Raw genomic sequence first — 25,645 nt, forward strand, 5'->3', positions numbered from 1 at the left:
CTCCTGAGCGATCGTTGGCGCGCGCGACACGTCGACCCGGCATTTTTCGGGCCTGTTTTCGCGATAGATGCGTGCATGAATGTATGCGCATTCCGTCGCAAAAAACACGGTCTAAACGACGCACGGCAATCCGATTGATTCGCAGCTTGATGTCCGGATTTCCTCCACTCGCTCAGACTCAAGCTCCCACGATAATCAGATGGCCTGAGCAATTTCGGCGAAAGATGGAAGCGCCGGCGAGCTTGCTTTGTCCCCACTCGCTTCGCCGCTTTGCGCTTCATCAATCCGCTTGAAAACCGCTGGCCGATGCTGCACCATCGATGGTCCGGTCCCTTTTTGTGAGCGAGGTGAGCAATGCAGCTGATTGGCATGATGGATTCCCCGTACGTGCGTCGCGTGGCGATTTCGCTGCACGTCCTCGGGCTGTCGTTCGAGCACCAGAGCGTGTCGGTGTTCCGGCACTACGACGCGTTCGCGAAGATCAACCCGGTCGTCAAGGCGCCGACATTCATCGACGACGACGGCACGATGCTGATCGACTCCACGCTGATTCTCGATTTCCTCGATCACAAGGTCCCGGCGGCGCGCCGTCTGATGCCGGAGGAGACGCAGGAGCGCACGTTCGCGCTGCGCGTGAACGGTTTCGCGCTGGCGGCGATGGAAAAGACCGTGCAGCAGGTGTACGAGCGGCAGTTGCGCCCCGAGGATCGGCAGCACGAGCCGTGGTTCGAGCGGGTCAACGCGCAGATGCATGCGGCGTACGCCGAACTGGAGCGCCTCGTGAGCGGGCGCGAGGGCTGGCTGTGCGCGGGCCGGATCACGCAGGCGGACATCACGGCGGCGGTGGCGTGGCGTTTCACGCAGCACATCCTGCCGGGCACGGCCGATCCGGCGCGCTATCCGGCGCTGGCCGCGCTGTCGCGGCGCGCCGAGGCCTTGCCGGAGTTCGTCGCGACGCCGCTGGAGTGAGTGCGCTGGCGCGAGGAACCAGGACGCAAGCAGCAGGGCAGCGTTCGGCGCACAACCCCGTGCGGCGCGCCCCTGCGACGATTGTTCGCGATTGACGACAAGTGACTTCGCGTCCAGCCCATTTATCGGCGGACGCTACATTCCTAGAATGGCTTCCATGGAATCGCCGCTGCGTCATGCAGACGCGGCGGCCACAGCGGGAGCCGTCATGAAATCCTTTATCGAACGACAACTGTATCAGCCAGCACTGGTCCTGCCGATGGTGGACCTCATGCAGCTGATGGTGTCGCTCGACTTCAACATGAGCCAGGTCGGCTTCATGGTTGCCACGCGCGGCGCACGCGCTGCGGTGCTGCGTTCGCGCGAACTCTGGTGCGCTAGCCGCGGCTGCGAGCGCGTGCACTAAGGCCCGTGCTTTTTTGTTTCCCCCCCGACGCGCAGCGGCATCGCCCGTTTGCTGTTGTGGCGTCACCCTGTGAGCCGCCTCATGTTCCGAGGCGGCTCTTTTTTTCGCCGATTTCCGTGAGTTCTGTGTGAAGCGCCGTCGGCCGCGCTCGCGCGGCGCGTGCGCAGCGCGGCGTAAGATGGCGCGAGCGCGGCATGCGCCGTGCGCGACCTGGACCCTTCACACGAAGCACACGAAGGAGAGCGGCATGGCACAGCGATTCGATGCGATCGTGATCGGCACCGGGCAAAGCGGTCCGCCGCTGGCGGTGCGTCTCGGCGCGAGCGGGCGCAAGACGGCGATCATCGAGCGCGCGCAGTTCGGCGGCACGTGCGTGAACGCCGGTTGCACGCCGACGAAGGCCTGGGTGGCCTGCGCGCGCGCGGCCCATGTGGCGCGGCACGCCGGCGAGTACGGCGTTCGCATCGGCAATGGCGCGCTCGGCGCGCATCGCGACGATGTCAGCGTCGATCTCGCTTTTATCAAGGCGCGCAAGGACGCGATCATCGGCGCGTCGCGCGACGGCGTGGAGCACTGGCTGCGTAACGCTCAAAACGTCACCGTGCTGCAAGGACACGCGCGTTTCACCGGGCCGCATTCGCTGAGCGTGACGTCCGCGAACGGCGAGTCCGACTCGCTCGAAGCCGACGAAATCTTCATCAACACCGGCACGCGCGCCGCCGTGCCGCCTGTGCCAGGACTCGACCGCATCTGGTACGAAACCAACTCCGGCATCCTCGACCTCACCGAATTGCCTGCGCATCTCGCGATCTGCGGCGGCAGCTACGTGGCGCTCGAATTCGCGCAGATGTTCCGCCGCTTCGGCAGCCAGGTCACGGTGCTCGTGCGCGGCGAGCGCATTCTCGCGCGCGAGGACGACGACGTCGCCAAAGCCGTGCACGACGTGCTCGCGCGCGAAGGCGTGGTGTTCCGCTTCGGCACTTCGCCGAAAAGCGTGGCGCCGCTCGGCGCCACGCCCGCCGACGGCATCCGCATCGAGCTCGGCGACGACACGTTCGACGTCTCGCATCTGCTGTTCGCGACCGGCCGTATTCCGAATACCGACGATCTCGGTCTCGACGCCGCGGGCATCCAGCGCGACGCGCACGGCATCATCGCGGTCGACGGCCAGTTGCGCACCAACGTCGACGGCGTGTGGGCGCTCGGCGACGTGAACGGGCGCGGCGCGTTCACGCACACCTCATACGACGATTACCAGATCGTCGCGGCGAATCTGCTCGACGGCGCGCATCGCAGCGTCGATACGCGCATTCCGGCCTACGCCGTGTTCGTCGATCCGCCGCTCGCGCGCGTGGGCGCAAGTGAGCGCGAGGTCCGCGCAACGAAGCGGCCTGCCTTGATCGCGACGATGCCGATGTCGCGTGTCGGGCGTGCGCGCGAGCGCGGCGAGACCGCGGGTTTCATGAAGGCGCTCGTCGATGCGCACACGCACAAGATTCTCGGCGCGAGCCTCTTCGGCATCGAGGGCGACGAGGCGATTCACTGCTTCATCGACATCATGACCGCCGACGCGCCCTATACGACGCTGCAATACGCAATGCACATCCATCCCACGGTCAGCGAACTCGTGCCGACCCTGCTCGATGGACTGAGGCCGCTCGAATGAACGACAGTACGGCGCAGCCGCGTGGCGGCAAGACCGGCAACCTCTTTTCGGCGATCGACGTCTATGCGGGCGACGAGCGTTTCGACACGCTGCTCAAGCGCGACGGCGTGCTGATCGAGCGCATCGTCTCGACGGGGCAGACGAGTCCCGAGGGCTTCTGGTACGACGATCCGCGCGAGGAATGGGTGGTGTTGCTCGCGGGCGCGGCGGCGCTGGAATTCGAGGCGCAGGGGAGCGTGCGGCACGGCATGCTGCCCGGCGACTATGTGCATATTCCGCCGCATTGCCGGCATCGCGTGGCGTGGACCGATCCGGCGCTGCCGACGGTCTGGCTCGCGGTGTATTTCGATACGCGTGCCGAGGTTCGCGCCGAAGCGAGCGACGAAGTGCATAACGACAGCCACGCGGCTGCGCAAACCTCCACGAACGGGTAAGGTGCGGGTGTTCCGCCACTCGACTACGTTTCCATGTCACGCCAGACGCCGCTGCGCATCGCGCTCGTTTCCGACACGCACAATCTGCTGCGCCCCGAATTGCTGAGCTTTGTCGATGGCTGCGATGCCATCGTGCACGCGGGCGACATCTGCGAGCCGGGCGTGCTGGAGACGCTCGCACGCATCGGGCCGCTGACCGCCGTGCGCGGCAACAACGATCGCGGTGCGTGGGCCGAGGCGCTGCCGGTGCAGACGCGGCTGGAGATCGGCGGGATCGCGATTGCGGTCGTGCACGAATTGCCCGATCTGCGCGGCGATCCGCGCGCGGACGGCGTGGCGATCGTCGTGAGCGGACACTCGCACAAGCCCGCGCTCGATACGCGCGACGGCGTGATCTACGTGAATCCGGGCAGCGCGGGACCGCGCCGTTTCAGCTTGCCGATCTCGGCCGCGATGCTGACGATCGATGTCGGCGGCGCGCCGCGCATCGAGCACGCACGGCTGATCGAATGAAGCACGCCGGGCGCGCATCGCACGAACGCCAGACGCAAAAAAGGCCAGCATAAAGCTGGCCTTTTTCATGGCGTCGCCGATTCGGGAACCGGCGTATCCGTGTGTGACTTACACGCGCGCGGGCATGGCCGTCGCGTAGTCGTCGTCCATCTCGCGGGCGAGACGCACGCCGCGCAGCACCGCATGCGCTTCGGCCTTGGTGCCGACGCTCGGCGCCGAGCCCGGCAGCGGACGGCGCGCCGTTTCGTGCAGCGCCAGCACCGAGACGATACCGACGACCGCCGCGCCCATCAGATAGTACGCGGGCATCATGAGGTTCTGCGTGTGCTCGACGAGCCAGGCGGCGACCAGCGGCGTCGTGCCGCCAAACAGCGAGACCGAGACGTTGAAGCCGATGGCGAGCGCGCCGTAGCGGATCGCGGTCGGGAACAGCGCGGGCAGCGCCGAGGGCATCACGCCCGTGAAGCACGACAGCAGCGTGCCGAGAATCATCAGACCGAGGAACACCGGCACGACCGCGCCCGTCTGGATCAGCGTGAGCGACGGAATCGCCAGCACGATCAGACCCACACAGCCCGCGAGCATCACCGGCTTGCGGCCGATGGCGTCCGAGAGGCGGCCGAACGCGATCGTGAGGGGCACCATCAGCACCATCACGGCGAGCACGAGGAAAAGACCGTGCGTTTCGTTGAAGTGCAGCGTCGCCGACAGATAGCTCGGCAGATACGAGAGCGCCATGTAGTCGGTCACGTTGAAGATCAGCACGAGGCCCACGCACAGCAGGAAGGGGCGCAGATGCTGGGTCAGCAGCGAGCGGAGCGTGAGCTTCGGACGCGCGGTTTCTTCGGCTTCGCGCAGTTCGGCTTCACGCTTGAACGCCGGCGTTTCTTCGAGCTTGGTCCGGATGTACAGGCCCACGATCCCGAGCGGACCCGCGATCATGAACGGCACGCGCCAGCCCCAGTCGAGCAGTTGCTGATGCGAGAGCAGGGCGGTCAGCACGGCGACCGTGCCCGCGCCGAACACGTAGCCCACCATCGTGCCGCATTCGAGGAAGCTGCCCATGAAGCCGCGGCGCTTGTCGGTGGCGAATTCGGCGATGAAGGTCGCCGCGCCGCCGTACTCGCCGCCGGTCGAGAAACCTTGCACCAGACGCGCGACCAGCAGCAGCACGGGCGCCGCGATGCCGATCGAGTGGTACGACGGAATCAGGCCGATGGCGAAAGTGCCGCAGGCCATCATGATCATCGTCATCGCGAGTACGCGCTGGCGGCCGATACGGTCGCCGAGCGGGCCGAACACCATGCCGCCGATCGGGCGCACGAGGAACGCGGCCGCGAACGTGCCGAAGGTGGCGATCAGTTGGGCCGACGGGCTGCTCGACGGGAAGAACACCTGGCCGAGCGTGACGGCGATGTAGCTGTAGACGCCGAAGTCGAACCATTCCATGGCATTGCCAAGGGCCATGGCGCCGACGGCGCGTTTGAGGAGGCTGTTGTCGACGATCGTGATGTCGTCGAGGGTAAGGTCGGACTGGGCCGACGCGCCGGAAGTGGAAGCGGTCAAGGTCTGCATCTCCAATGACTGCGACGAGCTCCAGGTGAGCTCGCCACGGTTGCCGGAGAGTGCCGTTTCGCGATAGCGGCAGCCGTTCGTGCGCGGCGCGCGATGCGCATGGGGTCGCCTGGGCGAAACCCGAGCCAGGCCGGACGCACGATGAGCGTGATCCGGCGGCGCACGAAAGTGCATGCTGAAGTGTCGCGAAACGACACTCGATCGAATTGTGATTAAGCTTGGCGCCTGCGTGGCCGTAGAGGGGGGCAGGACGCTTGAGGACACTGGGCTGTCACGGAGTGTGACTGCAAAGTGCCGCTGAACGAAAAAGAATCACCGCGTGGCGGCGCGTTCTTTTTGTGCGAGCGCATTCAGCTGAAAAGGCGTTTTCGGGCGCCGGACTGAATGCAATTGATGGCTAATGCCTGTTGAACGAAGCGATATGATAGCACGATAACGGAAGATCGTGCAAACCGGCCCGTCAGCCGGGACGCCGGGGAGGCGCGCCAGCCCTTATGCGGCAAGGGATTCCGGCGATTTCGCGGTGCAGCAAAAAACGTTGGTCGCGATGACGAATGGCATAAAACGCGCGTAAAAAAACCGCGCACGAGGCGCGGTTTTTGCAAGGCTTTCCACGGTGTCGATCGGCAAAGGGCCGGATCGGCGCGCGGATGGGCGGACAATCAGCCTTGCGTCGGCGGCACGAAGCCCGACGCCTGATCGGCGCCTTCGCCGAAGAAGTACTTTTCGGTCTGCTTCATCAGGTACTGACGCGCGCGCGGATCGGCCATGTTCAGGCGGTTCTCGTTGATCAGCATGGTCTGCTGCTTGAGCCAGCCCTGCCAGGCTTCCTTCGACACGCTTTCATAGATGCGCTTGCCGAGTTCGCCCGGCAGCGGCGGAAAATCGAGACCCTCGGCTTCCTTGCCGAGCTTCGCGCATTGAATCATACGGGCCATGCTGTGCTTCTCCTGTAGTCGTATGGGGAATGGGCGGCGCGCTCAGAGCTGTTTCATCAGCACGAGCGACTTGCGCTGCCAGTTATAGAGGCGGCGGCGGTCTTCGGGCAGGTCGTCGACCGTGGCCTTGACGAAGCCGCGCTTGAGGAACCAGTGTTCCGTACGCGTGGTGAGCACGAAGATGCGCGTGAGGCCGCGCGCGCGGGCGCGCTGCTCGATGCGGCGCAAGAGGCGCTCGCCGTCGCCGGAACCTTGCGCTTCGGGTGAGACGGTGAGGCACGCCATTTCGCCGATGCGTTCCTGCGAGTACGCGTACAGCGCGGCGCAGCCGAACAGCACGCCATCGTGCTCGATCACCGAGAAATGGTCGATGTCGCGTTCGATCTGGTGACGGCCGCGGCGCACCAGCGTGCCGTCGCTTTCGAGCGGCTCGATCAGCGTGAGAATGCCGCCGACGTCGTCGGGCGTGGCCTCGCGCAGACTTTCCAGATTCTCGTACGAGATCATGGTGCCGACGCCGTCGTGCAGGAACAGTTCGAGCAGCAGGCCGCCGTCGAGCGCGTAGGGAATGATGTGCGCGCGGCCGACGCCGCCGCGGCAGGCGCGAATCGAGTGCTTCAGATAGAAGCCCGCGTCGCCGAGCACGGTGCCGCCTTCCTGGAGGCGGTAGGCGTCGTCGAGCGACATTTCGCGGATCAGCCCGCCTTCCTCGTCGATGAGACCCTGCGTCTCCGTGAGGAACACGATCTTGTCGGCGCGCAGCGCGATGGCCGCCGCCGACGCGACGTCTTCCATCGACAGATTGAACGCCTCGCCCGTGGGCGAGAAGCCGAGCGGCGAAAGCAGCACGAGCTTGCGGCTCGCGAGCGAATGGCGGATCGAGTCGGCGTCGATCTTGCGGACCACGCCGGTATGCTGGAAGTCGACGCCGTCGAGAATGCCGACCGGGCGCGCGGTGACGAAGTTGCCCGACACGACGCTGATGTGCGCGTGCGCCATCGGCGTGTTCGGCAGACCCTGGCTGATCGCGGCCTCGATGTCGAGACGCACTTCGCCGGCCGCTTCCTTCGCGGATTCGAGCGCGCGGGCATTCGTGATGCGCATGCCGTGCGAGAACTCCGACTCCACGCCGTGCAGGCTCATCTGCTCTTCGACCTGCGGGCGCGAACCGTGCACGAGCACGATCTGGATGCCCATGGCCTGGAGCAGCGCGATGTCGGCGACGAGCGCGTTGAGCAGGTTCTGGTGCACGACCTCGCCGCCGAATCCGACGACGAAAGTCTTGCCCTGGAATGCGTGGATGTAGGGCGCGACCGATCGCATCCAGTCGACGAACTGCGCGTGCTGTGCCACCTGCTGCGCGGCTTGCTGGGACGCGGGGTCCGAGGCGGCGGCGGCGGCCGGCGCGCCTTGGGTGGCGGGGACGAGGTCGGTTTGGGAATTCATGCCCGGGATTATAATGCGCCCCCATGTCGAATGTACCCAAAAGACCTGCCTCGGGGCAGGGCAGCAACACCCCTTCCGGCGATGACGCCGCGCACGGCGGCGCGCGGGAAAAGCGCGGCGCGCAGAAGTACGGCGGCGCGCAGGGCGATACGCAGAAACCGGCGTCGCTGGACCGGCTCGCCGCGCTGATGGGCAGCGGCGCGCTCGGTGGCGCGCGCGTGCAGGATCAGCGTGGGAAACAGGTGCCCGCCGCGAAGCCGGCCGAGGCGCAGCCGCCGCGTGAAACACGGAGTGAAAAGAATGTGGCGCCGGTGGTGCCGCATGCGCCGGATCTGCCGGACGCGCCTGCCGTGAAAACGCAGACGCCGGTGACGGCGCAAAAACCGTCGCCGGTTGCTCGGGCCGCTTCTCAAGCCGCTTCTCAATCAGTTCCGCAGCCCGTTTCGCCGCAAACGCCGCAGAAAACGCCGCAGAAAGCCGATGCGCCTGCGCAAGCGCCGCGCGAGATTCGCGACGATCGCCAGGCGGCTCGCGCGCCCGCGCGTGATCAATCTCGGCGAGCGCCGCAAGGCGAGTCGCGGACGGACGAAGCGCGCAACGCGGCGCATAAGCCGCCGCGTGCGCCGCAGTCGGGCGAGGCTTCGCGCGGCGGCGATCGTCAGCCGCGCGATCAACGTGAAGCGCGCGAACCCCGCGAACCCCGCGCCGAGCGCACGGAAACCCCGCGTGACCCGCAAGCCGCCGCTCAGCGCAAGCCGGCCAACGCCGCGCGTCCGGCCAAACCGCAAACCGATCGCCCGCAGACGGCCCGCGAAGACCGCCCGCCGCGTCCCGAAGGCGAGCGCAAGGAGCGCCGCGAACGCGCGCCGCGCGCGAACGTCACGCCGAATCCGATCCCGCCGATCACCTTTCCCGAGGCGCTGCCGGTCTCCGGCCGCCGCGAGGAAATCGCACGCGCGATCGCGAACAATCAGGTCGTGATCGTCAGCGGCGAAACCGGTTCGGGCAAGACCACGCAGTTGCCGAAGATCGCGCTGTCGCTCGGGCGCGGTCTCGGCGCGGGCGGCTCCGGCCTGATCGGCCACACGCAGCCGCGCCGGATCGCGGCGTCGGCGACCGGTCGGCGTATCGCCGAGGAACTGGGCACGCCGTTCGGCGAAGTGGTCGGCTACAAGGTGCGCTTCACGGACAATCTGGCGGCGGGCGCGTCGGTCAAGCTGATGACCGACGGCATTCTGCTCGCCGAGACCCAGACCGATCCGCTGCTCAAGGCCTACGACACGATCATCATCGACGAGGCGCACGAACGCAGCCTCAACATCGATTTCCTGCTCGGCTATCTGAAGGAAATCCTGCCGCGCCGGCCCGATCTCAAGCTGATCGTGACCTCGGCGACCATCGACGCGGATCGTTTCGCGCGCCATTTCGGCAGCGACGAAAAGCCCGCGCCGGTGATCGAGGTGAGCGGGCGTCTGTATCCGGTCGAGGTGCGCTATCGCCCGGTGCAGGAAGACAGTCCGGCCGTGAAGAACGCACAGGGCAGTGCGCCTGCGAAGAAATCGCAGCGCGACACCGACCGCGATCTGATGGACGCGATCGTCGACGCCGTCGACGAACTCTGCCGCGAAGGCTCGGGCGACGTGCTCGTGTTCCTGCCCGGCGAGCGCGAGATTCGCGACGCCGCCGAAGCGCTGCGCAAGCATCATCCGCCGCACACGGAAATCCTGCCGCTGTTCGCGCGGCTCTCGGCGCAGGAACAGGAGCGCGTGTTCAAGGCGTCGAACGCGCGCCGCATCGTGCTCGCGACCAACGTGGCCGAAACCTCGCTGACGGTGCCTGGCATCCGCTACGTGGTGGACACGGGCCTCGCGCGCGTGAAGCGCTATTCGTACCGCAACAAGGTCGAGCAGTTGCAGATCGAGTCGATCTCGCAGGCCGCCGCGAATCAGCGCGCGGGCCGTTGCGGGCGCGTCGCCGACGGCGTGTGCATCCGGCTTTACGAAGAGTCCGATTTCGTCGCGCGGCCGCGTTTTTCCGATCCGGAAATTCTGCGCTCGTCGCTGGCGGCCGTGATTCTGCGCATGAAGTCGCTGCATCTCACGGCGATCGAAACCTTCCCGTTCATCGAGCCGCCGCCGGGCCGCGCGATCGCGGACGGCTATCAGCTGCTCAACGAACTCGGCGCGGTCGACGACGACAACGCGCTGACCACGCTCGGCCGCGAGCTGGCGCGGCTGCCGCTCGATCCGCGCGTCGGCCGCATGATTCTGGCCGCGCGCGACGAACAATCGCTGCGCGAAGTGCTGGTGATCGCGAGCGCGCTGTCGGTGCAGGACCCGCGCGACCGGCCGATCGAAGCGCAGGAGCAGGCCGATCAGGCGCATCGTCGTTTCGCCGACGAGCGCTCGGAATTCCTCCAGTGGCTCAAGATCTGGACGTGGTTCGAAGACGCCGTCGCGCACAAGAAGTCGAACAAGCAGCTCGTCGATGCGTGCCGCGCGAACTTCCTTTCGCATCTGCGTCTGCGCGAATGGCGCGACGTGCATTCGCAACTGCTCACGGTCGTGCGCGAGCACGGCTGGCGCATCAACCAGTCCGACGCGACCTACGAGCAAATCCATCATGCGCTGCTGACGGGCTTGCTCGGCAACATCGGTCTCAAGGCCGACGACGAACCGCATTACCTCGGCGCGCGCAGCATCAAGTTCCATCTGTGGCCCGGTTCGGCGCTCGTGAAGAAAGCGGGGCGCTGGGTCGTGGCGGCGGAACTCGTCGAAACGAGCCGTCTGTACGCGCGCTGCATCGCGAAGATCGAGCCCGAATGGCTCGAAAAAGTGGGCGCGCATCTGCTCAAGAAGTCGCTCTCCGAGCCGCATTGGGAGAAGCGCGCGGCGCAGGTCAGCGCGTTCGAGCGCGGCGTGCTGTACGGCTTGCCGGTGTATCAGCGACGCCGCGTGGCGTTCGGCAAGCAGGACCCGGCGCGCGCGCGCGAGTTGTTCATTCGCGGCGCGCTGGTCGAGGGCGAGTTCGACACAAAGCTGCCGTTCTTCGCGCACAACCGCAAACTGCTCGCCGACATCGAGCAACTCGAACACAAGTCGCGCCGCCAGGACGTGCTCGTCGACGACGAACTGATCTTCGGTTTCTACGATCAGGCGATTCCCGAGGGCATGTATTCGGGCGCGTCGTTCGAGCGCTGGTATCGCGACGAAGTGAAAAAGAGCGGCCAGTCCGAGGACAAGCTGCGGCTGCTGTATCTCTCTCGCGACGACCTGATGCGTCACGAAGCGGCGGGCGTGACGACCGATCTGTTCCCGAAGCGCATGACGATGTCGGGCGTGGCGATGGCGCTCACGTATCACTTCGAGCCGGGCTCGCCGCGTGACGGCGTGACGCTCGCGGTGCCGCTCTACGCGCTCAATCAGGTCGATGCGCGCCGCTGCGAATGGCTCGTGCCGGGCATGCTCAAGGAGAAGGCGCAACTGCTGCTGAAGTCCTTGCCGCAGAAGCTGCGCCGCCATTGCGTGCCGCTGCCCGAGTACGCGGCCGGTTTCGCCGATCGCGTGAGTGGCGAGCGCTTCGGCGCGGGCGGGCTGCTGGAGGCGCTGATCATCGACGTGCGGGAGCAGAAACAGCTCCAGCTGAAGTCCGCGGATTTCAAGCTGGAGACGCTGCCCGCGCATCTGTTCATGAACTTCAAGGTGATCGACGAGCACGGTCGCCAGCTCGCGATGGGCCGCAATCTCGCGCAGTTGCGCGCGGAACTCGGCGCGCAGGCGCAGCAGCAGTTCCAGAAGCTGGCGAGCGCGACCGCGCTGGCGGCGCTGGAAACGCACGCGCAGGGCGCGAAGGACGCGAAGGATGCAAGCGGCGGCGCTGCCGCCGGCGCAGTGCCGAACGCGAGCGCGCCGAAGAAGGCCAACGCGCCTCACACGCCCGCTTCGAGCGACGCGTCGCCCGCCACGGCGCTCTACGAAAACCTCACGACCTGGAATTTCGGCAAGTTGCCCGAACTGCTGGAAATCCGCCGGGGCGGCCAGACGCTGTTCGGCTATCCGGCGCTCGTCGACCGCGCCACGCATTGCGACGTGGAAGTGTTCGATTCGCCCGAGGAAGCGGCGCGGATTCATCGTGCCGGTCTGCGTCGTCTGTTCGCGCTGCAGTTGCGCGAGCCGATCCGCTATCTGGAGAGGAATCTGCCGGGTCTGCGCGAAATGGCGATGCAGTTCATGGCGCGCGCCACGCAGGAGGAATTGCGCGATCAGCTTGTCGAACTCGCGCTCGATCGCGCCTGCCTGCAAGATCCGCTCCCCGACGACGAAGCGAGTTTTCATGCCCGCAAGGACGAAGGGCGCGGACGGCTTTCGCTGCTCGCGCAGGAAATCGCGCGGCTCGTCGGGCAGATTCTGGCGGAATTCGCGTCGGTGTCGAAGAAGCTCGTGGCGGCGAAGGCGTTCGGCGCGCCGGCCGCCGACATGCAGGCGCAGCTCGACGCGCTCATCGGCAAGCGCTTCATTCTGGAGACGCCGTACGCGCAGCTCGTGCATTTCCCGCGCTATCTGAAGGGCATCGCGCTACGCATCGACAAGCTGCGTGCCGATCCCGCCCGCGACGCGCGCCAGGCTTCGGAATTCCAGCCGCTCGCGCAGCAGTACCAGCGCGCGCTCTCGCAACGCGGCGGCGTGTTCGACGCGCGCCTCGCGGAGTTCCGCTGGCTGCTCGAAGAACTGCGGATTTCGCTCTTCGCACAGGAATTGCGCACGCCGATGCCGGTCTCCGTGAAGCGCCTGTACAAAGTGTGGGAATCGATGCAGCGATGAGGCCGATCGCGTAGTCGTCACGCTGATTTTTGCGGGCCATAACAATCATGACAATCGGCCCGCAAAGGCAGAAGAAAAAGACGAAAAAGGCGGGAGCGGGGCGCGAAATTTCGCGCCCCGTTGTATTTCATGGGCCCTACGTCAACCTTGCGAAGCGGTAAGCGTTCTACAATCACGGATCTGCCTGGGAACGACTCTTCATGCGTAAAAACGAATTCCGCCGTGCCGCCGGTCGCTTTGCCAAACGCGCCGCCGTGTTTGCCTCCTCCGCGCTGGTCGGCGCCGCGCTGGCCACGGCCATGCCGAGTATCGCGCACGCGAACAACATCATCGTGCTGAACTCCGGCGAAGCCACGCTGAGCCTCATCGACGACAAGACGCACGAAGTCGTCGGCACCGTGCCCACGGGCAAGGAGCCGCATCACCTGTTTCCCACGCCCGACAATACCTCGCTGATCGTCGCGAATTCGGTGTCCAACAATCTGCTGTTCGTCGACCCGAAAACCGGCAAGGCGCAGCGCTGGATCGAGAACATCGAAGACCCGTATCAGCTCGGTTTCTCGCCGGACAACAAATGGTTCGTGACCACCGGCCTGCGTCTCGACCGCCTCGACATCTATCACTACGGCGGCGCCGGTAATTTCACGGTCGCGAAGCGCCTGCCGCTCTCGGCCATGCCCAGCCACCTCGCGTTCACGAAGGACAGCAATATCGTGTTCGTCTCGCTGCAGGTGTCGGGCGAGATCGCGGCCGTCGACCTGCCCACGCAGAAAGTGCTCTGGAAGATGAAAGTGGGTGCCGCGCCGGCCGGCCTGTGGCTCACGCCCGGCGACAAATACCTGCTCGTCGGCATGACCGGCGCCGACTACGTCGCGGTCGTCGACTGGCGCAACCAGAAGGTCATCAAGACGATTCAGGTGGGCAAGGCGGCGCACAACTTCCGCTCGATGGTGGACGGTCGTCACGTGCTGGTGTCGAGCCGCGTCTCGAACGTCATCAGCATTCTCGACGAGGAGTCGCTGGAGAAAGTGGGCGAGATCAACGGCCTGCTGCCCGGACCGGACGACATGGAGCTCACTGCCGACAAGCGCTATCTGTGGGTCACGTTCCGTTTCGCGAAGCGCATCGGTCTGATCGACATGCAGACGAAAAAGCTCATCAAGACGATTGCCGTGGGCCGCTCGCCGCACGGTATCTACTTCTTCGACCGCGCGCCGGTCATGTCGCCGAACGGCGCGTGACAACCGGCGGACTCTGCTAGCGTTTGCCCATGCTCGCGTTGCTGAATTCCGGCATTCAATGGCTCGCGTCCGGCGCCGACGACTGCGTGTCGTGGCTCCAGACGCTGGTCTACGTGAACGTTCTCCAGCCGTTGCTGTTCCGCTTCGGTCTGATGAACGTGGACGAAGACGCATTCGACGCGCTCTATTGGGTGATCGTCGGCGTGCTGGAAGTGGGCGTGATGTACGCGCTGCTGCGTCCGCTCGAAGCGCTGATGCCCGCGGAAAAATGGCAGGACCGCAAGGGCGTGGGCGTGGACGCCGTCTACACGTGGATCACGCGGCTCGGCATTCTCAATCTGCTGTTCTTCTTCGCGATGCAGCCGGTGTTCGACCGCGCGCAGGGCTGGCTGCGTCTGCATGGCGTGATGAGCGTCGATATCGACAATCTCTGGCCCGGCGTGACGACGCAGCCCATCGTGGCGTTCGCGATCTATCTGATCGTGCTCGACTTCTTCGGCTACTGGTATCACCGGCTCTCGCATCGCTACGGCATCTGGTGGGAGCTGCACGCCGTGCATCACAGCCAGCGCCGGATGTCGTTCTGGTGCGATAACCGCAACCATCTGCTCGACGTGCTGATGCAGTCGTGCATGTTCGCCGCCATCGCGCTCGTGATTGGCGTGCCGCCCGCGCAGTTCGTGGTGCTCGTCGCGCTCACGAACTTCGTGCAGAACGTCCAGCACGCCAATATCCGCGCGCATTTCGGCTGGCTCGGCGAGCGGCTGATCGTGAGTCCGCGCTTTCATCGCCGCCATCACGCCATCGGCTATGGCCACGAAGGCACCACCTACGGCTGCAACTTCGGCGTGCTGTTTCCGTGGTGGGACATGCTGTTCGGCAGTGCGTCGTTCAATCGCGAACTCGAACCCACGGGCATTCGCGACCAGCTCGAAGGCGTGCGCTACGGCGAGGGATTCTGGGTGCAGCAGGGGCTGGCGTTCGGGCGCATCGCGCGCCGGCTTGGTGCACGCGGGCGCAACAAGGCCGCCGCCCGCGACGATACTTCCGTTGCCTGAGCGCTTCGCGCCGCCTTCCGGCGCTGCGCTTCATGACTTCTTGACGAAAGCGCTACGCTCCACGTGCCTGCGCCGCGCCTGCGCTCGTTTCGCCCGAGCGGCGCGCCGTGGTTTATGCTGTCGTTTTGTCGCAGTGACGCCACCGGTTTCGTGACGCTTCCCCGTCTCTCCGCTACTTTCCCGCTCGCATGAACGACTTGCTGCGCTCGCTTGGCCGCGCGCTTTCCGGCGTGTTCCATCCCGCCATGCTGCTCCTGACCATCGTGCCGTTCCTCGTGGCGGCGGGGGCGTGGGGCGTCGTGCTCTATATCTTCTGGCAGCCGCTCATCGACGCGGTGCGGATCACGTTCGAAAACTGGCCGGCGATGTCCTGGCTCTATCACGTCTTCGACGCGCTCGGTTTCGGCGCGCTGCGCAGCATGATCGGGCCGTTCGTGGTCATCATCCTGTCGATTCCGCTCATCGTCATCACGGTGTTGCTGCTGATCGTCGCCGTGGCGATGCCGCGTGTCATTCGCCATCTCACGGCTCGGCAGTATGCCGGCCTGGAGCCGCGGCGCGGCGGCAGCTGGTTCGGCAGCATGGCGCATTCGCTCTGGACCACGCTGCTGTGCATCGTGTTGCTGATCGTGACGCTGCCGTTCTGGTTCATTCCGCCGTTCTGCGTGCTCGTGCCGCCGCTGCTGTGGGGCTGGCTCACGTATCGCGTGATGACTTACGACGCGCTCGCGCTGCACGCAAGCGCCGAGGAACGCCGCGAGATTGTGCGCCGCCATCGTCTGCCGCTGCTGGCGATCGGCGTGGCGAGCGGTCTGCTCGGCTCACTGCCGACGGCGATCTGGGTCGCGTCCGCTTGGCTCGTGCTGCTTTTCCCGGTGGTGGCCGCGCTGACCATCTGGATCTACGCTTTCATTCTGGTGTTCACGGCGCTCTGGTTCGGTCATTACTGCCTGCGCGCGCTGCAGCGCCTGCGTCACGAAGAGACGCAGCATAGCGGGCACGACATCACCATCGTCCACTGAACTCCTTCATCTCATTTCCTCGACGAGGCAACTCATGGCATTTGGCGTCATCATCATCGGCGACGAGATTCTGTCCGGCCGTCGCACCGACAAGCATCTGCCGAAGGTCATCGAACTGCTCGGCGCGCGCGGCCTCGCGCTCGACTGGGCCGAATACGTCGGCGACGATCCGGCGCGCATCACGGCCACGCTCAAGCGGTCGTTCGAATCGGGCGATATCGTGTTTTCCACGGGCGGCATCGGCGCGACGCCCGACGACCACACGCGCCAGTGCGCGGCGGCCGCGCTGGGCCTGCCGCTCGCGCTGCACCCTGACGCCGAGGCGGCGATCAGCGAGCGTATCCGCGACATGCACACGGGCGCCGATCCGATCGATTTCGCGTCGCCGGAGAATCTGCATCGCTTCCAGATGGGCACCTTCCCGCAGGGCTGCGAGATCATTCCGAACGGCTACAACAAGATTCCGGGCTTTTCGATTCGCGAGCACTATTTCGTGCCCGGCTTTCCAGTGATGGCGTGGCCGATGATCGAGTGGGTGCTCGATACGAAATACGCGCATCTGCATCATCAGACGCCGCATGCGGAGAAGTCGCTGCTGGTGTTCGAGTTGCCGGAATCGACGATCACGCCGCTGATGGAGCGTATCGAGCACGATTTTCCGGGCGTGCGCGTGTTCAGCCTGCCGAGCGTGGGCGACACGGAGCGCGGCGGCATTTACGCGCGTCGGCACATCGATCTGGGTGTGAAGGGCGAGCCCGAGGCGGTGGCGGCGGCGTTCGTGAAGCTGCGCGAGGGTGTGCACCAGCTGGGCGGCGATGTCGTGGAGCCGCCCGAGGCGGGCGAGGACGCGCCGGATCGCGAGCGTCGCAGCGGTCCGCGCGCCGGGTTCTGAGTTTGCGAGGTGCTCGAAGCGCTTGAGGCGCTTGAAGGGCACGCCAACCGCATCATCGGCGTGTCACATGGGGCGCTCAGAGTGGCCCGCTGGACGGGCGCCGCGCGTGCGGGCCGGTCGGGCGGGCGGTTTGAGTCGGGACGAATCAGGCGCCGAGCCAAGGCAGGCCGCGGAAGCACCAGCCCGTGACCGACTTGCGATGGCCTTCGGCGTTCTTGTCGCCTTCGAAGCCTTCGAGCAGGTCGTAGGCGTGCGTGAAGCCGGCTTTGGCCGCTTCGATGGCCGCGAGCTTCGAGCGGGCCGCGCTGCGGCAGAGGAACAGCACGGGCGCGTCGGTGTCGCTGACGGCGCTCTTGAGCTGGGCGATGAAGTCGGTGTTCGGCACGCCGCCCGGGTAGCGTGTCCATTCGACGTGGGCATACTGGCCGTCGCCGATCACGGGGCGGCCCACCCAGTCGAGTTCGGCGCGCGTGCGCACGTCGACGAGCCGGGTACGCGGATCGAGTTGCAGAAGCTCGAACGCCTCGGCGGGCGACAGTGCGCCGGCGTAGGGCAACTGGTTCTCGACGCGGCGCTGGTCGGCCTGGGCGTGCAATTGTTCGAGCGTACTCATGACAGCGGATCTCCTCAGATGCGTGATCGGTCCAAAGAATCATTCTAGCGCGCTGCATGAGTGCGGGAACCCCGCATTGCGGGGCATACTCGCGCAACGACGGCGCGCGCATGACCGCTTGCGGGGCGGCGTCATCGCGATGCCGGCAGGGCGCAGGCGGTCCGCTCGCGCGGCCGCAAGGTTTTTGCGCAACATTGGTGCAAGAATGCCGTTATGCACCATAATAAAGTGAGTTTCACGCGCCAAATTCGGGATCGCACGGAGTTGGTGCATGAAGGCGCCCCGGTCGTCGAGCCTGCTCGCCGACGAGGCGCGGGTTTTTCGTCCAGGTGCGCGTCGGCATTGGGTTTGTGCCAGGCTGGCGCTTACTTGGCACGGAAGCTGCTTTATCTGTCGCGATCGTTCGCAGCCGGTCTGCGCAAGCGGGCCGGGCAGCAACCGGCGACTAACAAGGATTGGGACGGCGGCAGCGTTCGCCGAAATCGTTAATCAGGAGAATAGGTTATGAGTAAATCCGTGGCCGACGTCATGCAACTCGTCAAGGACGAAGACGTCAAGTTTGTCGACTTCCGCTTTACCGACACGCGCGGCAAGGAGCAACACGTCTCGGTTCCGCTGTCGCACTTCGACGAAGACAAGTTCGAGTCGGGTCATGCATTTGACGGTTCGTCGATCGCCGGCTGGAAGGGCATCGAAGCCTCGGACATGCTGCTCGTTCCGGATGCGAACACGGCCTTCATCGACCCGTTCTACGAAGAGTCGACGCTGGTTCTGACCTGCGACGTGGTCGAGCCGGCTGACGGCAAGGGCTACGAGCGCGACCCGCGCTCGCTCGCCAAGCGCGCTGAAGCGTACCTGAAGAGCACGGGCCTCGGCGACACGGCCTTCTTCGGTCCGGAACCCGAATTCTTCATTTTCGACTCGGTCCAGTGGAACACGGACATGTCGGGCTCGTTCGTCAAGATCGGCTCGGAAGAAGCACCGTGGTCGTCGAGCAAGGAATTCGAAGGCGGCAACACGGGTCACCGTCCGGGCGTCAAGGGCGGCTACTTCCCGGTCGCGCCGGTCGACACGTTCCAGGACATCCGTTCGGAAATGTGTCTGCTGCTCGAACAGATCGGCATCCCGGTCGAAGTGCACCACCACGAAGTCGCTGGCCAGGGCCAGAACGAAATCGGCACGAAGTTCTCGACGCTGGTTCAGCGCGCGGACTGGACGCAGCAGATGAAGTACATCATCCATAACGTGGCGCACACGTATGGCAAGACGGCGACGTTCATGCCGAAGCCGATCGTTGGCGACAACGGTTCGGGCATGCACGTTCACCAGTCGATCTGGAAGGACGGCCAGAACCTGTTCGCAGGCAACGGCTACGCAGGTCTGTCGGAATTCGCGCTGTTCTACATCGGCGGCATCATCAAGCACGCTCGCGCGCTGAACGCCATCACGAACCCGTCGACGAACTCGTACAAGCGTCTGGTTCCGCACTTCGAAGCACCGGTCAAGCTGGCTTACTCGGCACGCAACCGTTCGGCGTCGATCCGTATTCCGCACGTCTCGAACCCGAAGGGTCGCCGTATCGAAACGCGCTTCCCGGACCCGATGGCCAACCCGTACCTGTGCTTCTCGGCACTGATGATGGCAGGTCTGGACGGCGTGCAGAACAAGATCCATCCGGGCGAAGCCGCCGACAAGAACCTGTACGACCTGCCGCCGGAAGAGGATGCAAAGATCCCGACCGTTTGCGCCGGCCTCGACCAGGCTCTGGAAGCGCTCGACAAGGATCGCGAGTTCCTGACGCGCGGTGGCGTGTTCACGGATTCGATGATCGACGCCTACCTCGCACTGAAGGAAGGCGAACTGCAACGCGTGCGCATGACGACGCACCCGGTCGAGTTCGAACTGTACTACTCGCTGTAAAGCGCGCTGTAATCGACGATGGCGCTTCGCTCGCAACCGCGCAGCGAAGTGTCCATCCGACATCGGCGATCGGTCACGAAGGGACGGCGGTGCCGTCCCTTTTTCGTTGGTCCGCTCGCCGCGTTGCCGTCACTCAACGACAGGGACAGGGAGCCGGTGCGCCGCGTGGCGGCCGGCCATGCAAGATGGTGCTCAAGAATCTGATCAAGGCAAGAAAGGGCCACGCCGAGCCGCTTTCGGACGACGCGCCGCTCGTCGAGTCGGGTCTCTTGCCCGGCTTCGAGGCGCTGCCCACCGTCGTGCTCGTGCTCGACAAGCGCAGCCTGCGCGTGGCGTTCGCGAACCCCTCGGCCGAGGCGATGCTCGATCTGTCGCGCCGGCAGCTTTCGCAGATGGTGTGGTCCGATCTGTTCTCGAATGCCGACGAACTGCTCGAAACCATCGCGTCGATTGCCGCACACCGCTTTCACGCGACGCGGCTCGACGCCTCGCTCGAACGGCCGGGCCGTGAATCGCTGCATGTGCATGCGATCGTCGGCTTTCTGGAGAGCGCGCCTGACTACGTGCTGCTCGAACTGTTCGAGAACGAGCGGCATATCCGCACCGACCGCGAGGAGCGCATTCACGACCTCGCGACGGTCAACAAGCATCTGATCCGCAATCTCGCGCACGAAATCAAGAATCCGCTCGGCGGGATTCGCGGCGCGGCGCAGCTGCTCGAATTCGAACTCGGCACGCTCGAGCGTGGCGAGTTGCGCGAGTACACGCAGGTGGTCATCAAGGAGTCGGACCGTCTGCAGACGCTCGTCGACCGGCTGCTCGAACCGCATCGTCATCCGCACATCGTCGGCGACGTGAATATTCACGAAGTCTGCGAGCGCGTGCGCGCCGTGATACTCGCGGAGTTTCCGCGCGGCCTCACGATCGAGCGCGATTACGACGTGAGCGTGCCCGACCTGCGCGGCGACAAGGAGCAACTGATTCAGGCGCTCCTCAACATCGTGCGCAACGCGGCGCAGGCGCTGCGCGAACGCATTTCGCAGGGCGACGCGCGCATCGAATTGCGCACGCGCATCGCCCGCAAGATCACGATTTCAAAACGCCTGTGCAAGCTGGCATTGGACTTGCATATCATCGACAACGGCCCCGGCATTCCCGAGGATATTCGCGACCGCATCTTCTATCCGCTCGTCTCCGGACGCGAGGATGGCAGCGGTCTCGGCCTCACGCTCGCGCAGACTTTCGTGCAACAGCACGACGGCCTGATCGAAGTGGAAAGCCGGCCCGGTCATACCGAGTTTCAGATTTTGCTGCCGCTCGACAACTGATCTCACGACCCGCAAGCCACCAAGACTTCTGACCGACCTTATGAAGCCGATCTGGATAGTTGACGACGACCAATCGATTCGCTGGGTGCTCGAAAAAGCACTCGCACGCGAAAATTTCGCAACCCGCAGCTTCTCGAACGTGCGCGAAGCCGCGAGCGCGCTCGACCACGACAGCCCGCAGGTGCTCGTCTCCGATATCCGCATGCCAGGCGGCTCGGGGCTCGAACTCCTGCAGACCGTGCGCGAGCGTCTGCCGGGACTGCCCGTCATCATCATGACGGCGTTCTCCGACCTCGACAGCGCGGTGGCCGCGTTCCAGGGCGGTGCATTCGAATATCTCGCCAAGCCCTTCGACGTCGACAAGGCCGTCGAGCTGATTCGCCGCGCCGTTGACGAAAGCATGCGCGGTGAACAGCAGTGGGACGACCGTCCCGCCGAAGCGCCCGAGATGCTGGGCCAGGCGCCCGCGATGCAGGACATGTTCCGCGCAATCGGCCGTCTTTCGCACTCGGCGGCGACCGTGCTCATCACGGGCGAGTCGGGCACCGGAAAGGAGCTTGTCGCGCGCGCCTTGCACCGACATAGCCCACGCGCGAACGGTCCGTTTATCGCGCTGAACACCGCGGCCATTCCGAAAGATCTTCTGGAATCCGAATTGTTCGGCCACGAGCGCGGCGCGTTTACGGGTGCGCAGGCGATGCGCCAGGGCCGCTTCGAGCAAGCCGAGAACGGCACGCTGTTTCTCGATGAAATCGGCGACATGCCCTTCGATCTGCAAACGCGTCTGCTGCGTGTGCTCTCGGATGGCCAGTTCTATCGCGTGGGCGGTCACAATCCGCTGCGTGCCAACGTGCGCGTGATTGCGGCCACGCACCAGAATCTCGAAACGCGCGTGCGTCAGGGTTTGTTCCGCGAGGATTTGTATCACCGCCTCAACGTGATCCGCCTGCGTCTGCCGGCGCTGCGCGAGCGCAGCGAGGATATCCCGCTGCTCACGCGTCACTTCCTGCAAAAGAGCGCGCGCGAACTGGGCGTGGAACCCAAGCGCGTGTCGGACGAAGCGCTCGCGTATATGTCGTCGCTGCCGTTTCAGGGCAACGTGCGCCAGCTCGAGAATCTCGCGAACTGGCTCACGGTGATGGCGCCCGCGCAGACCATCGAAATCAAGGATCTGCCGCCGGATCTGCTGCTGTCGCATATCGCGGCGGGCGAGGGCGCGGCGGGTTCGGGCGAACTGGCCAGCGCCGGCGCGGTCGCATACGATGGCGCGGCGGCGGGCGCCGGTGCCGTGGGCGGCGTGCCGGGCGCGGCGAGCGTGCCGGGATTCGGCGGCGCGGCTGGCGCAGCGGTGGGCGGTTTCTCCGCGGCGAACGGCGTCGCCGCTGCGGCGGCGCTCGCGGTGAGCGTGTGGGAAAGCGGCCTGCGCACGGAGGTCGCGCGCCTGCTGCGCGAAAACAGCGCCGACGTCATGGACGAACTCTCGCGCCGTTTCGAAGCGGCCGTGATCCGCGAGGCGCTGGACTTCACGCGCGGTCGCAAGGTCGAGGCTGCCGAGCGCCTCGGCATCGGCCGCAACACCATCACGCGCAAGATCCAGGAATTGAATCTGGAATAAGCAGGGCACGGTGCATCGGCTCCAGGCGGGCCGATGCACCGTACGCGTGCCGGCTCACGCGCTGGGGCATAATCGACGCTGGTTTCTTGCAGACGATCGAACATGCCCGTGATTTCTCCCTGGCCCGCCGAGGCCGATCCCTTTCTCTCCCTCGAATCGCTCGACGACCCCGCCGCCATGACGTGGGTCGAGGCGCAGAACGCGCGCACGCGTGCTGCGTGGCAGGGCGGCGCGCGCTTCGACGCGCTGGAGAAGCGCCTCGCGCAAGCCTATCTGCCGCGCGAACGGCCGGTGATTCCGAGCCGCTGGCTCGAATGGGCCTACGATCTCTGGGAAGACGAGGACAATCCGAAGGGCCTGTGGCGCCGCGCGAAATGGGCCGACTGGCGCGCGCATCAACCGGTGTGGGAAACGCTGCTCGACTTCGATGCGCTCGGCGCGGCTGAAGGCATGCCGTGGGTCTGCGCGGGCATCGACATTCTGTATCCCGATGGCGACCGCGCGCTGATCCAGCTTTCCGATGGCGGCGCAGACGCCGTCACGGTGCGCGAGTTCGATCTCGAACGGCGCGTGTTCGTCGATGGCGGTTTCTGCATCGAGAAGGAAGGCAAGCACACGATTTCGTGGATCGATCGCGACACGGTTTACGTCGGCTGGGATCACGGCAAGAAGACGCTCACGCGCTCGGGTTATCCGCGCGAGGTGCGGCGCTGGACGCGCGGCACGCGCCTCGTCGATGCGCCCGTGGTGTTTCGTGGCGAGTTCGACGACATCAGCGTCGAGGGCGACTACGATCCGGTCGAGCAACGCCACGACGTGGTGCGCGCGGTCGACTTCTTCGATTCCCATACCTATCGCCTGGATGAGCGCGGCGAATGGCAACTCTATGACGTGCCTGCGCACGTGGCCGTGGGCGCGTGGCATGGCTGGCTCATGCTCGAACCGCGTCTCGACTGGACGATCGGCGCGCACACGTATGCGGGCGGTTCGCTGCTCGCGATCCGCGAGGACGCGTTCGTGGCCGGCGAGCGCACGTTCACGCCGCTCTTTACGCCGACGCCCGTGACGTCCGCATGCGACTGGACCAATACGAAAAACGTCTTGATCGTGTCCTGGCTCGACGACGTGCAAAGCCGCACGATGCTCTGGCAGCCGATCGAGCACGAAGGCGCGTGGACGTGGCATTCGCGCCGCTTTCCGGGCCGCGCGAGTTCGCAGGTCGATGTCTCGCCGATCGAGGACACGCTCAACGATGAAGTGTTCGTCGACGTCGACGACTATCTGCTGCCGCCTGAATACTGGCTCGCCGATCTCGCGCAGCAGGATCTGCAGAACTGGGAATTGCTCGACCGCTGGCCCACGCAATTCGACGCCGGGCCGTTCACGGTGATCCGCTCGCACGCCCGCTCGGCCGACGGCACGATGGTGCCGTTCACGGTCGTCGGTCCGCGCGCCGCGCTCGAAGGCGACGCCCGCAAGCCGCTGCCGTGTCTGCTGACGGGTTACGGCGGGTTTTCGATCGCGCTGACGCCGCAGTATCTCGTGGGCTCGGGCATCGGCTGGCTGGAGCAGGGCGGCATCGTCGCGATCGCGCATATCCGCGGCGGCGGCGAATACGGCACGGCGTGGCACGTACAGGCGCAGCGCGAGCATCGGCAGCGTTCGTTCGACGACTTCATCGCCGTCTCGCAGGCGCTGGTGTCGCAAGGCCATACGAGCGCGCCGCAACTCGGCATCAAGGGCGGCAGCAACGGCGGGCTGCTGGTCGGCGCGTGCATGGTGCAGCGGCCCGAGCTGTTCGGCGCGGTGGTCTGCGAAGTGCCGCTGCTCGACATGGAGCGTTATCCGCTGCTGCATGCGGGCGCATCGTGGATGGACGAATACGGCGATCCCGAGGATGCCGAAGAAGGCGCCGCGCTCGCGGCGTACTCGCCGTATCAACGCGTGAAGCCGGGCATTGCGTATCCGCCGGTGCTGTTCACGACCTCGACGAGCGACGATCGCGTGCATCCCGCGCACGCGCGCAAGATGGTCGCGCGCATGCAGGAGCAGGGGCACGCGAACGTCTGGTATCTGGAGAACACGGAAGGCGGCCACGGGCCGGGCAGCGATTCGCTGGAACGCGCGCAGTACGATGCGCTCGTTTATCGCTTCCTCTGGACCACGCTCGGCGGGACGTGGTGAAAGATCAGCGTGAGGCGCGTGCGCGCCTCACGTTCGCCGCGCGCTTGAGTGTTCGCGCGCGGCTATTCGGCGCGCTCAGGCCGCGAGCGTGACTTCGGCGATGACCGGCGTGTGGTCGGACGGCTGCTCCCATTTGCGCGGCACCTTGTCGACTTCGCACGCGATGAGCGTGGTCGCGAGCGCGGGCGAAAGCAGAATGTGGTCGATGCGCAAGCCCGCGTTGCGACGGAACGCGAACATGCGGTAATCCCACCACGTAAAGAGTTTTTCCGGCTGCTCGAACTGGCGGAACGCATCGACGAAACCGAGCGCGATGAGCCGCTGGAACTGCGCGCGCTCCTCGGGCGAGACGAGATTCTGGCCTTCCCACGCTTTCGGGTCGTGCACGTCGCGGTCTTCGGGCGCGATGTTGTAGTCGCCGAGCAGCGCGAGCTTCGGATACTGCTGCATTTCTGCGGCGAGCCAGTCGTGCATCGCGTTGAGCCAGTCGAGCTTGTACGCGAATTTTTCGCTGCCCGGCGCCTGACCGTTCGGGAAATACGCGCACACGATGCGCGTGCCTTCGACCGTCACGGCAACCACGCGCTGCTGCGGATCTTCGAAGCCGGGAATATTGCGCACGACGCTGCTTTCGTCGACGTTCAGGCCGTCGCGCACGAGAATGGCCACGCCGTTATAGGTCTTCTGGCCGGTGAACCAGCTGCGATAACCCTGCGCTTCGAGTTCGGCGCGCGGGTATTTATCGTCGGTGAGCTTCAGTTCCTGAAGACAGAGCACGTCGACCTTGCTCTCGCCGAGCCAGTCGATAACGTGCTGCAAGCGGACCTTCAGGGAATTGACGTTCCAGGTGGCGATTTTCATGAGTTGCTGAACAGGTAATGAGCGCGGTGAAGCAGGCGCGACAAATCGGGCCGGCGGCCGCGCGTGCGTCAAGCGAAAGGACGCGCGCCGCGAACCGGCGTTTCCCGCATCATACCTGGCTGCGGGCGATCATGAGTCAACCCG

19 protein-coding genes are annotated in these 25,645 nt (G+C 65.5%); 14 read left to right on the plus strand and 5 right to left on the minus strand.

Features of this window, described 5'->3' with window-relative positions; all coding sequences use genetic code 11:
* Window positions 1–354: 354 nt before the first annotated feature.
* The 5 genes from G5S35_RS05640 (at window position 355) to G5S35_RS05660 (ending at window position 3,988) form a co-directional block, all read left to right on the plus strand.
* A complete protein-coding gene (locus tag G5S35_RS05640; RefSeq protein ID WP_065060305.1) occupies window positions 355–969 on the plus strand; it encodes a glutathione S-transferase family protein in 615 nt (204 codons plus the stop codon).
* 157 nt (window positions 970–1,126) lie between these two features.
* Entirely contained in the window at window positions 1,127–1,375 is a 249-nt protein-coding gene (locus G5S35_RS05645; RefSeq protein WP_408583111.1) for a hypothetical protein, read from the plus strand.
* 247 nt (window positions 1,376–1,622) lie between these two features.
* The gene (locus tag G5S35_RS05650) at window positions 1,623–3,041 is read left to right on the plus strand and encodes an FAD-containing oxidoreductase (protein WP_183038722.1); all 1,419 of its coding nucleotides are present in this window, start codon (window positions 1,623–1,625) and stop codon (window positions 3,039–3,041) included.
* Entirely contained in the window at window positions 3,038–3,475 is a 438-nt protein-coding gene (locus tag G5S35_RS05655) for a cupin domain-containing protein (protein ID WP_183038723.1), read from the plus strand. Before G5S35_RS05650 ends, G5S35_RS05655 begins: the two co-directional genes overlap by 4 nt.
* Window positions 3,476–3,508: 33 nt before the next feature.
* On the plus strand, window positions 3,509–3,988 hold the full coding sequence (locus G5S35_RS05660; RefSeq protein ID WP_183038724.1) for a metallophosphoesterase family protein: 480 nt from the start codon (window positions 3,509–3,511) through the stop codon (window positions 3,986–3,988).
* A gap of 108 nt (window positions 3,989–4,096) precedes the next feature.
* On the opposite strand, the gene proP is transcribed toward G5S35_RS05660, so the two are convergent.
* The 3 genes from proP to argA all read right to left on the minus strand — a co-directional run bounded on the left by proP (window position 4,097) and on the right by argA (window position 7,947).
* Complete coding sequence (proP, locus tag G5S35_RS05665) at window positions 4,097–5,554, minus strand: glycine betaine/L-proline transporter ProP (protein WP_373681643.1); 1,458 nt, start codon at window positions 5,552–5,554, stop codon at window positions 4,097–4,099.
* Window positions 5,555–6,225: 671 nt separating this feature from the next.
* Window positions 6,226–6,501: an oxidative damage protection protein gene (locus tag G5S35_RS05670; RefSeq protein WP_065060302.1), complete on the minus strand. Its 276-nt coding sequence runs from the start codon at window positions 6,499–6,501 to the stop codon at window positions 6,226–6,228.
* 42 nt (window positions 6,502–6,543) lie between these two features.
* Window positions 6,544–7,947 carry an amino-acid N-acetyltransferase gene (argA, locus tag G5S35_RS05675; protein WP_065060301.1) on the minus strand — a complete coding sequence of 468 codons (1,404 nt, stop codon included), beginning with the start codon at window positions 7,945–7,947 and terminating at the stop codon, window positions 6,544–6,546.
* Window positions 7,948–7,970: 23 nt separating this feature from the next.
* Between argA and hrpA the strand changes: the two genes are divergently transcribed.
* From hrpA to G5S35_RS05700, 5 genes are all read left to right on the plus strand, one after another.
* On the plus strand, window positions 7,971–12,767 hold the full coding sequence (gene hrpA / locus G5S35_RS05680; RefSeq protein ID WP_237181350.1) for an ATP-dependent RNA helicase HrpA: 4,797 nt from the start codon (window positions 7,971–7,973) through the stop codon (window positions 12,765–12,767).
* A gap of 200 nt (window positions 12,768–12,967) precedes the next feature.
* Window positions 12,968–14,008 carry a YVTN family beta-propeller repeat protein gene (locus G5S35_RS05685; RefSeq protein WP_065060300.1) on the plus strand — a complete coding sequence of 347 codons (1,041 nt, stop codon included), beginning with the start codon at window positions 12,968–12,970 and terminating at the stop codon, window positions 14,006–14,008.
* Between the two features lie 29 nt (window positions 14,009–14,037).
* The gene (locus G5S35_RS05690) at window positions 14,038–15,066 is read left to right on the plus strand and encodes a sterol desaturase family protein (protein ID WP_065060299.1); all 1,029 of its coding nucleotides are present in this window, start codon (window positions 14,038–14,040) and stop codon (window positions 15,064–15,066) included.
* Between the two features lie 188 nt (window positions 15,067–15,254).
* The gene (locus tag G5S35_RS05695; protein ID WP_065060298.1) at window positions 15,255–16,088 is read left to right on the plus strand and encodes an EI24 domain-containing protein; all 834 of its coding nucleotides are present in this window, start codon (window positions 15,255–15,257) and stop codon (window positions 16,086–16,088) included.
* A 34-nt stretch (window positions 16,089–16,122) separates the two neighbouring features.
* Window positions 16,123–16,980 (plus strand): competence/damage-inducible protein A, encoded by an 858-nt coding sequence (locus G5S35_RS05700; RefSeq protein ID WP_074984397.1) that lies wholly within the window; start codon window positions 16,123–16,125, stop codon window positions 16,978–16,980.
* 145 nt (window positions 16,981–17,125) lie between these two features.
* Here the strand turns inward: G5S35_RS05700 and G5S35_RS05705 are convergent, their stop codons facing one another.
* On the minus strand, window positions 17,126–17,593 hold the full coding sequence (locus G5S35_RS05705; RefSeq protein ID WP_065060296.1) for a rhodanese-like domain-containing protein: 468 nt from the start codon (window positions 17,591–17,593) through the stop codon (window positions 17,126–17,128).
* 504 nt (window positions 17,594–18,097) lie between these two features.
* Here G5S35_RS05705 and glnA point away from each other — a divergent pair.
* The 4 genes from glnA (at window position 18,098) to G5S35_RS05725 (ending at window position 24,640) form a co-directional block, all read left to right on the plus strand.
* Window positions 18,098–19,513 carry a type I glutamate--ammonia ligase gene (gene glnA / locus G5S35_RS05710; RefSeq protein ID WP_065060295.1) on the plus strand — a complete coding sequence of 472 codons (1,416 nt, stop codon included), beginning with the start codon at window positions 18,098–18,100 and terminating at the stop codon, window positions 19,511–19,513.
* 185 nt (window positions 19,514–19,698) lie between these two features.
* Entirely contained in the window at window positions 19,699–20,841 is a 1,143-nt protein-coding gene (glnL, locus tag G5S35_RS05715) for a nitrogen regulation protein NR(II) (protein WP_065060294.1), read from the plus strand.
* Window positions 20,842–20,881: 40 nt separating this feature from the next.
* Complete coding sequence (ntrC, locus tag G5S35_RS05720; RefSeq protein ID WP_183038725.1) at window positions 20,882–22,456, plus strand: nitrogen regulation protein NR(I); 1,575 nt, start codon at window positions 20,882–20,884, stop codon at window positions 22,454–22,456.
* A gap of 102 nt (window positions 22,457–22,558) precedes the next feature.
* Entirely contained in the window at window positions 22,559–24,640 is a 2,082-nt protein-coding gene (locus tag G5S35_RS05725; RefSeq protein ID WP_074984399.1) for a prolyl oligopeptidase family serine peptidase, read from the plus strand.
* Between the two features lie 75 nt (window positions 24,641–24,715).
* Here the strand turns inward: G5S35_RS05725 and xth are convergent, their stop codons facing one another.
* A complete protein-coding gene (gene xth, locus G5S35_RS05730; protein ID WP_065060291.1) occupies window positions 24,716–25,501 on the minus strand; it encodes an exodeoxyribonuclease III in 786 nt (261 codons plus the stop codon).
* Between the last annotated feature and the right edge of the window lie 144 nt (window positions 25,502–25,645).

It is taken from the genome of Paraburkholderia tropica (assembly GCF_014171495.1).
Classification (GTDB): domain Bacteria; phylum Pseudomonadota; class Gammaproteobacteria; order Burkholderiales; family Burkholderiaceae; genus Paraburkholderia; species Paraburkholderia tropica.

Excerpts from the sequence above, each read along its gene's own strand:
- G5S35_RS05695 (WP_065060298.1), top strand. The coding sequence starts at position 15,255 with ATGAACGACTTGCTGCGCTCGCTTGGCCGCGCGCTTTCCGGCGTGTTC.
- G5S35_RS05690 (WP_065060299.1), top strand. The coding sequence starts at position 14,038 with ATGCTCGCGTTGCTGAATTCCGGCATTCAATGGCTCGCGTCCGGCGCC.
- argA (WP_065060301.1), bottom strand. The coding sequence starts at position 7,947 with ATGAATTCCCAAACCGACCTCGTCCCCGCCACCCAAGGCGCGCCGGCC.
- G5S35_RS05705 (WP_065060296.1), bottom strand. The coding sequence starts at position 17,593 with ATGAGTACGCTCGAACAATTGCACGCCCAGGCCGACCAGCGCCGCGTC.
- G5S35_RS05670 (WP_065060302.1), bottom strand. The coding sequence starts at position 6,501 with ATGGCCCGTATGATTCAATGCGCGAAGCTCGGCAAGGAAGCCGAGGGT.
- glnL (WP_065060294.1), top strand. The coding sequence starts at position 19,699 with ATGGTGCTCAAGAATCTGATCAAGGCAAGAAAGGGCCACGCCGAGCCG.
- G5S35_RS05700 (WP_074984397.1), top strand. The coding sequence starts at position 16,123 with ATGGCATTTGGCGTCATCATCATCGGCGACGAGATTCTGTCCGGCCGT.
- G5S35_RS05660 (WP_183038724.1), top strand. The coding sequence starts at position 3,509 with ATGTCACGCCAGACGCCGCTGCGCATCGCGCTCGTTTCCGACACGCAC.
- ntrC (WP_183038725.1), top strand. The coding sequence starts at position 20,882 with ATGAAGCCGATCTGGATAGTTGACGACGACCAATCGATTCGCTGGGTG.
- hrpA (WP_237181350.1), top strand. The coding sequence starts at position 7,971 with ATGTCGAATGTACCCAAAAGACCTGCCTCGGGGCAGGGCAGCAACACC.
- G5S35_RS05640 (WP_065060305.1), top strand. The coding sequence starts at position 355 with ATGCAGCTGATTGGCATGATGGATTCCCCGTACGTGCGTCGCGTGGCG.
- G5S35_RS05655 (WP_183038723.1), top strand. The coding sequence starts at position 3,038 with ATGAACGACAGTACGGCGCAGCCGCGTGGCGGCAAGACCGGCAACCTC.
- glnA (WP_065060295.1), top strand. The coding sequence starts at position 18,098 with ATGAGTAAATCCGTGGCCGACGTCATGCAACTCGTCAAGGACGAAGAC.
- xth (WP_065060291.1), bottom strand. The coding sequence starts at position 25,501 with ATGAAAATCGCCACCTGGAACGTCAATTCCCTGAAGGTCCGCTTGCAG.
- G5S35_RS05645 (WP_408583111.1), top strand. The coding sequence starts at position 1,127 with ATGGAATCGCCGCTGCGTCATGCAGACGCGGCGGCCACAGCGGGAGCC.
- G5S35_RS05725 (WP_074984399.1), top strand. The coding sequence starts at position 22,559 with ATGCCCGTGATTTCTCCCTGGCCCGCCGAGGCCGATCCCTTTCTCTCC.
- G5S35_RS05685 (WP_065060300.1), top strand. The coding sequence starts at position 12,968 with ATGCGTAAAAACGAATTCCGCCGTGCCGCCGGTCGCTTTGCCAAACGC.
- G5S35_RS05650 (WP_183038722.1), top strand. The coding sequence starts at position 1,623 with ATGGCACAGCGATTCGATGCGATCGTGATCGGCACCGGGCAAAGCGGT.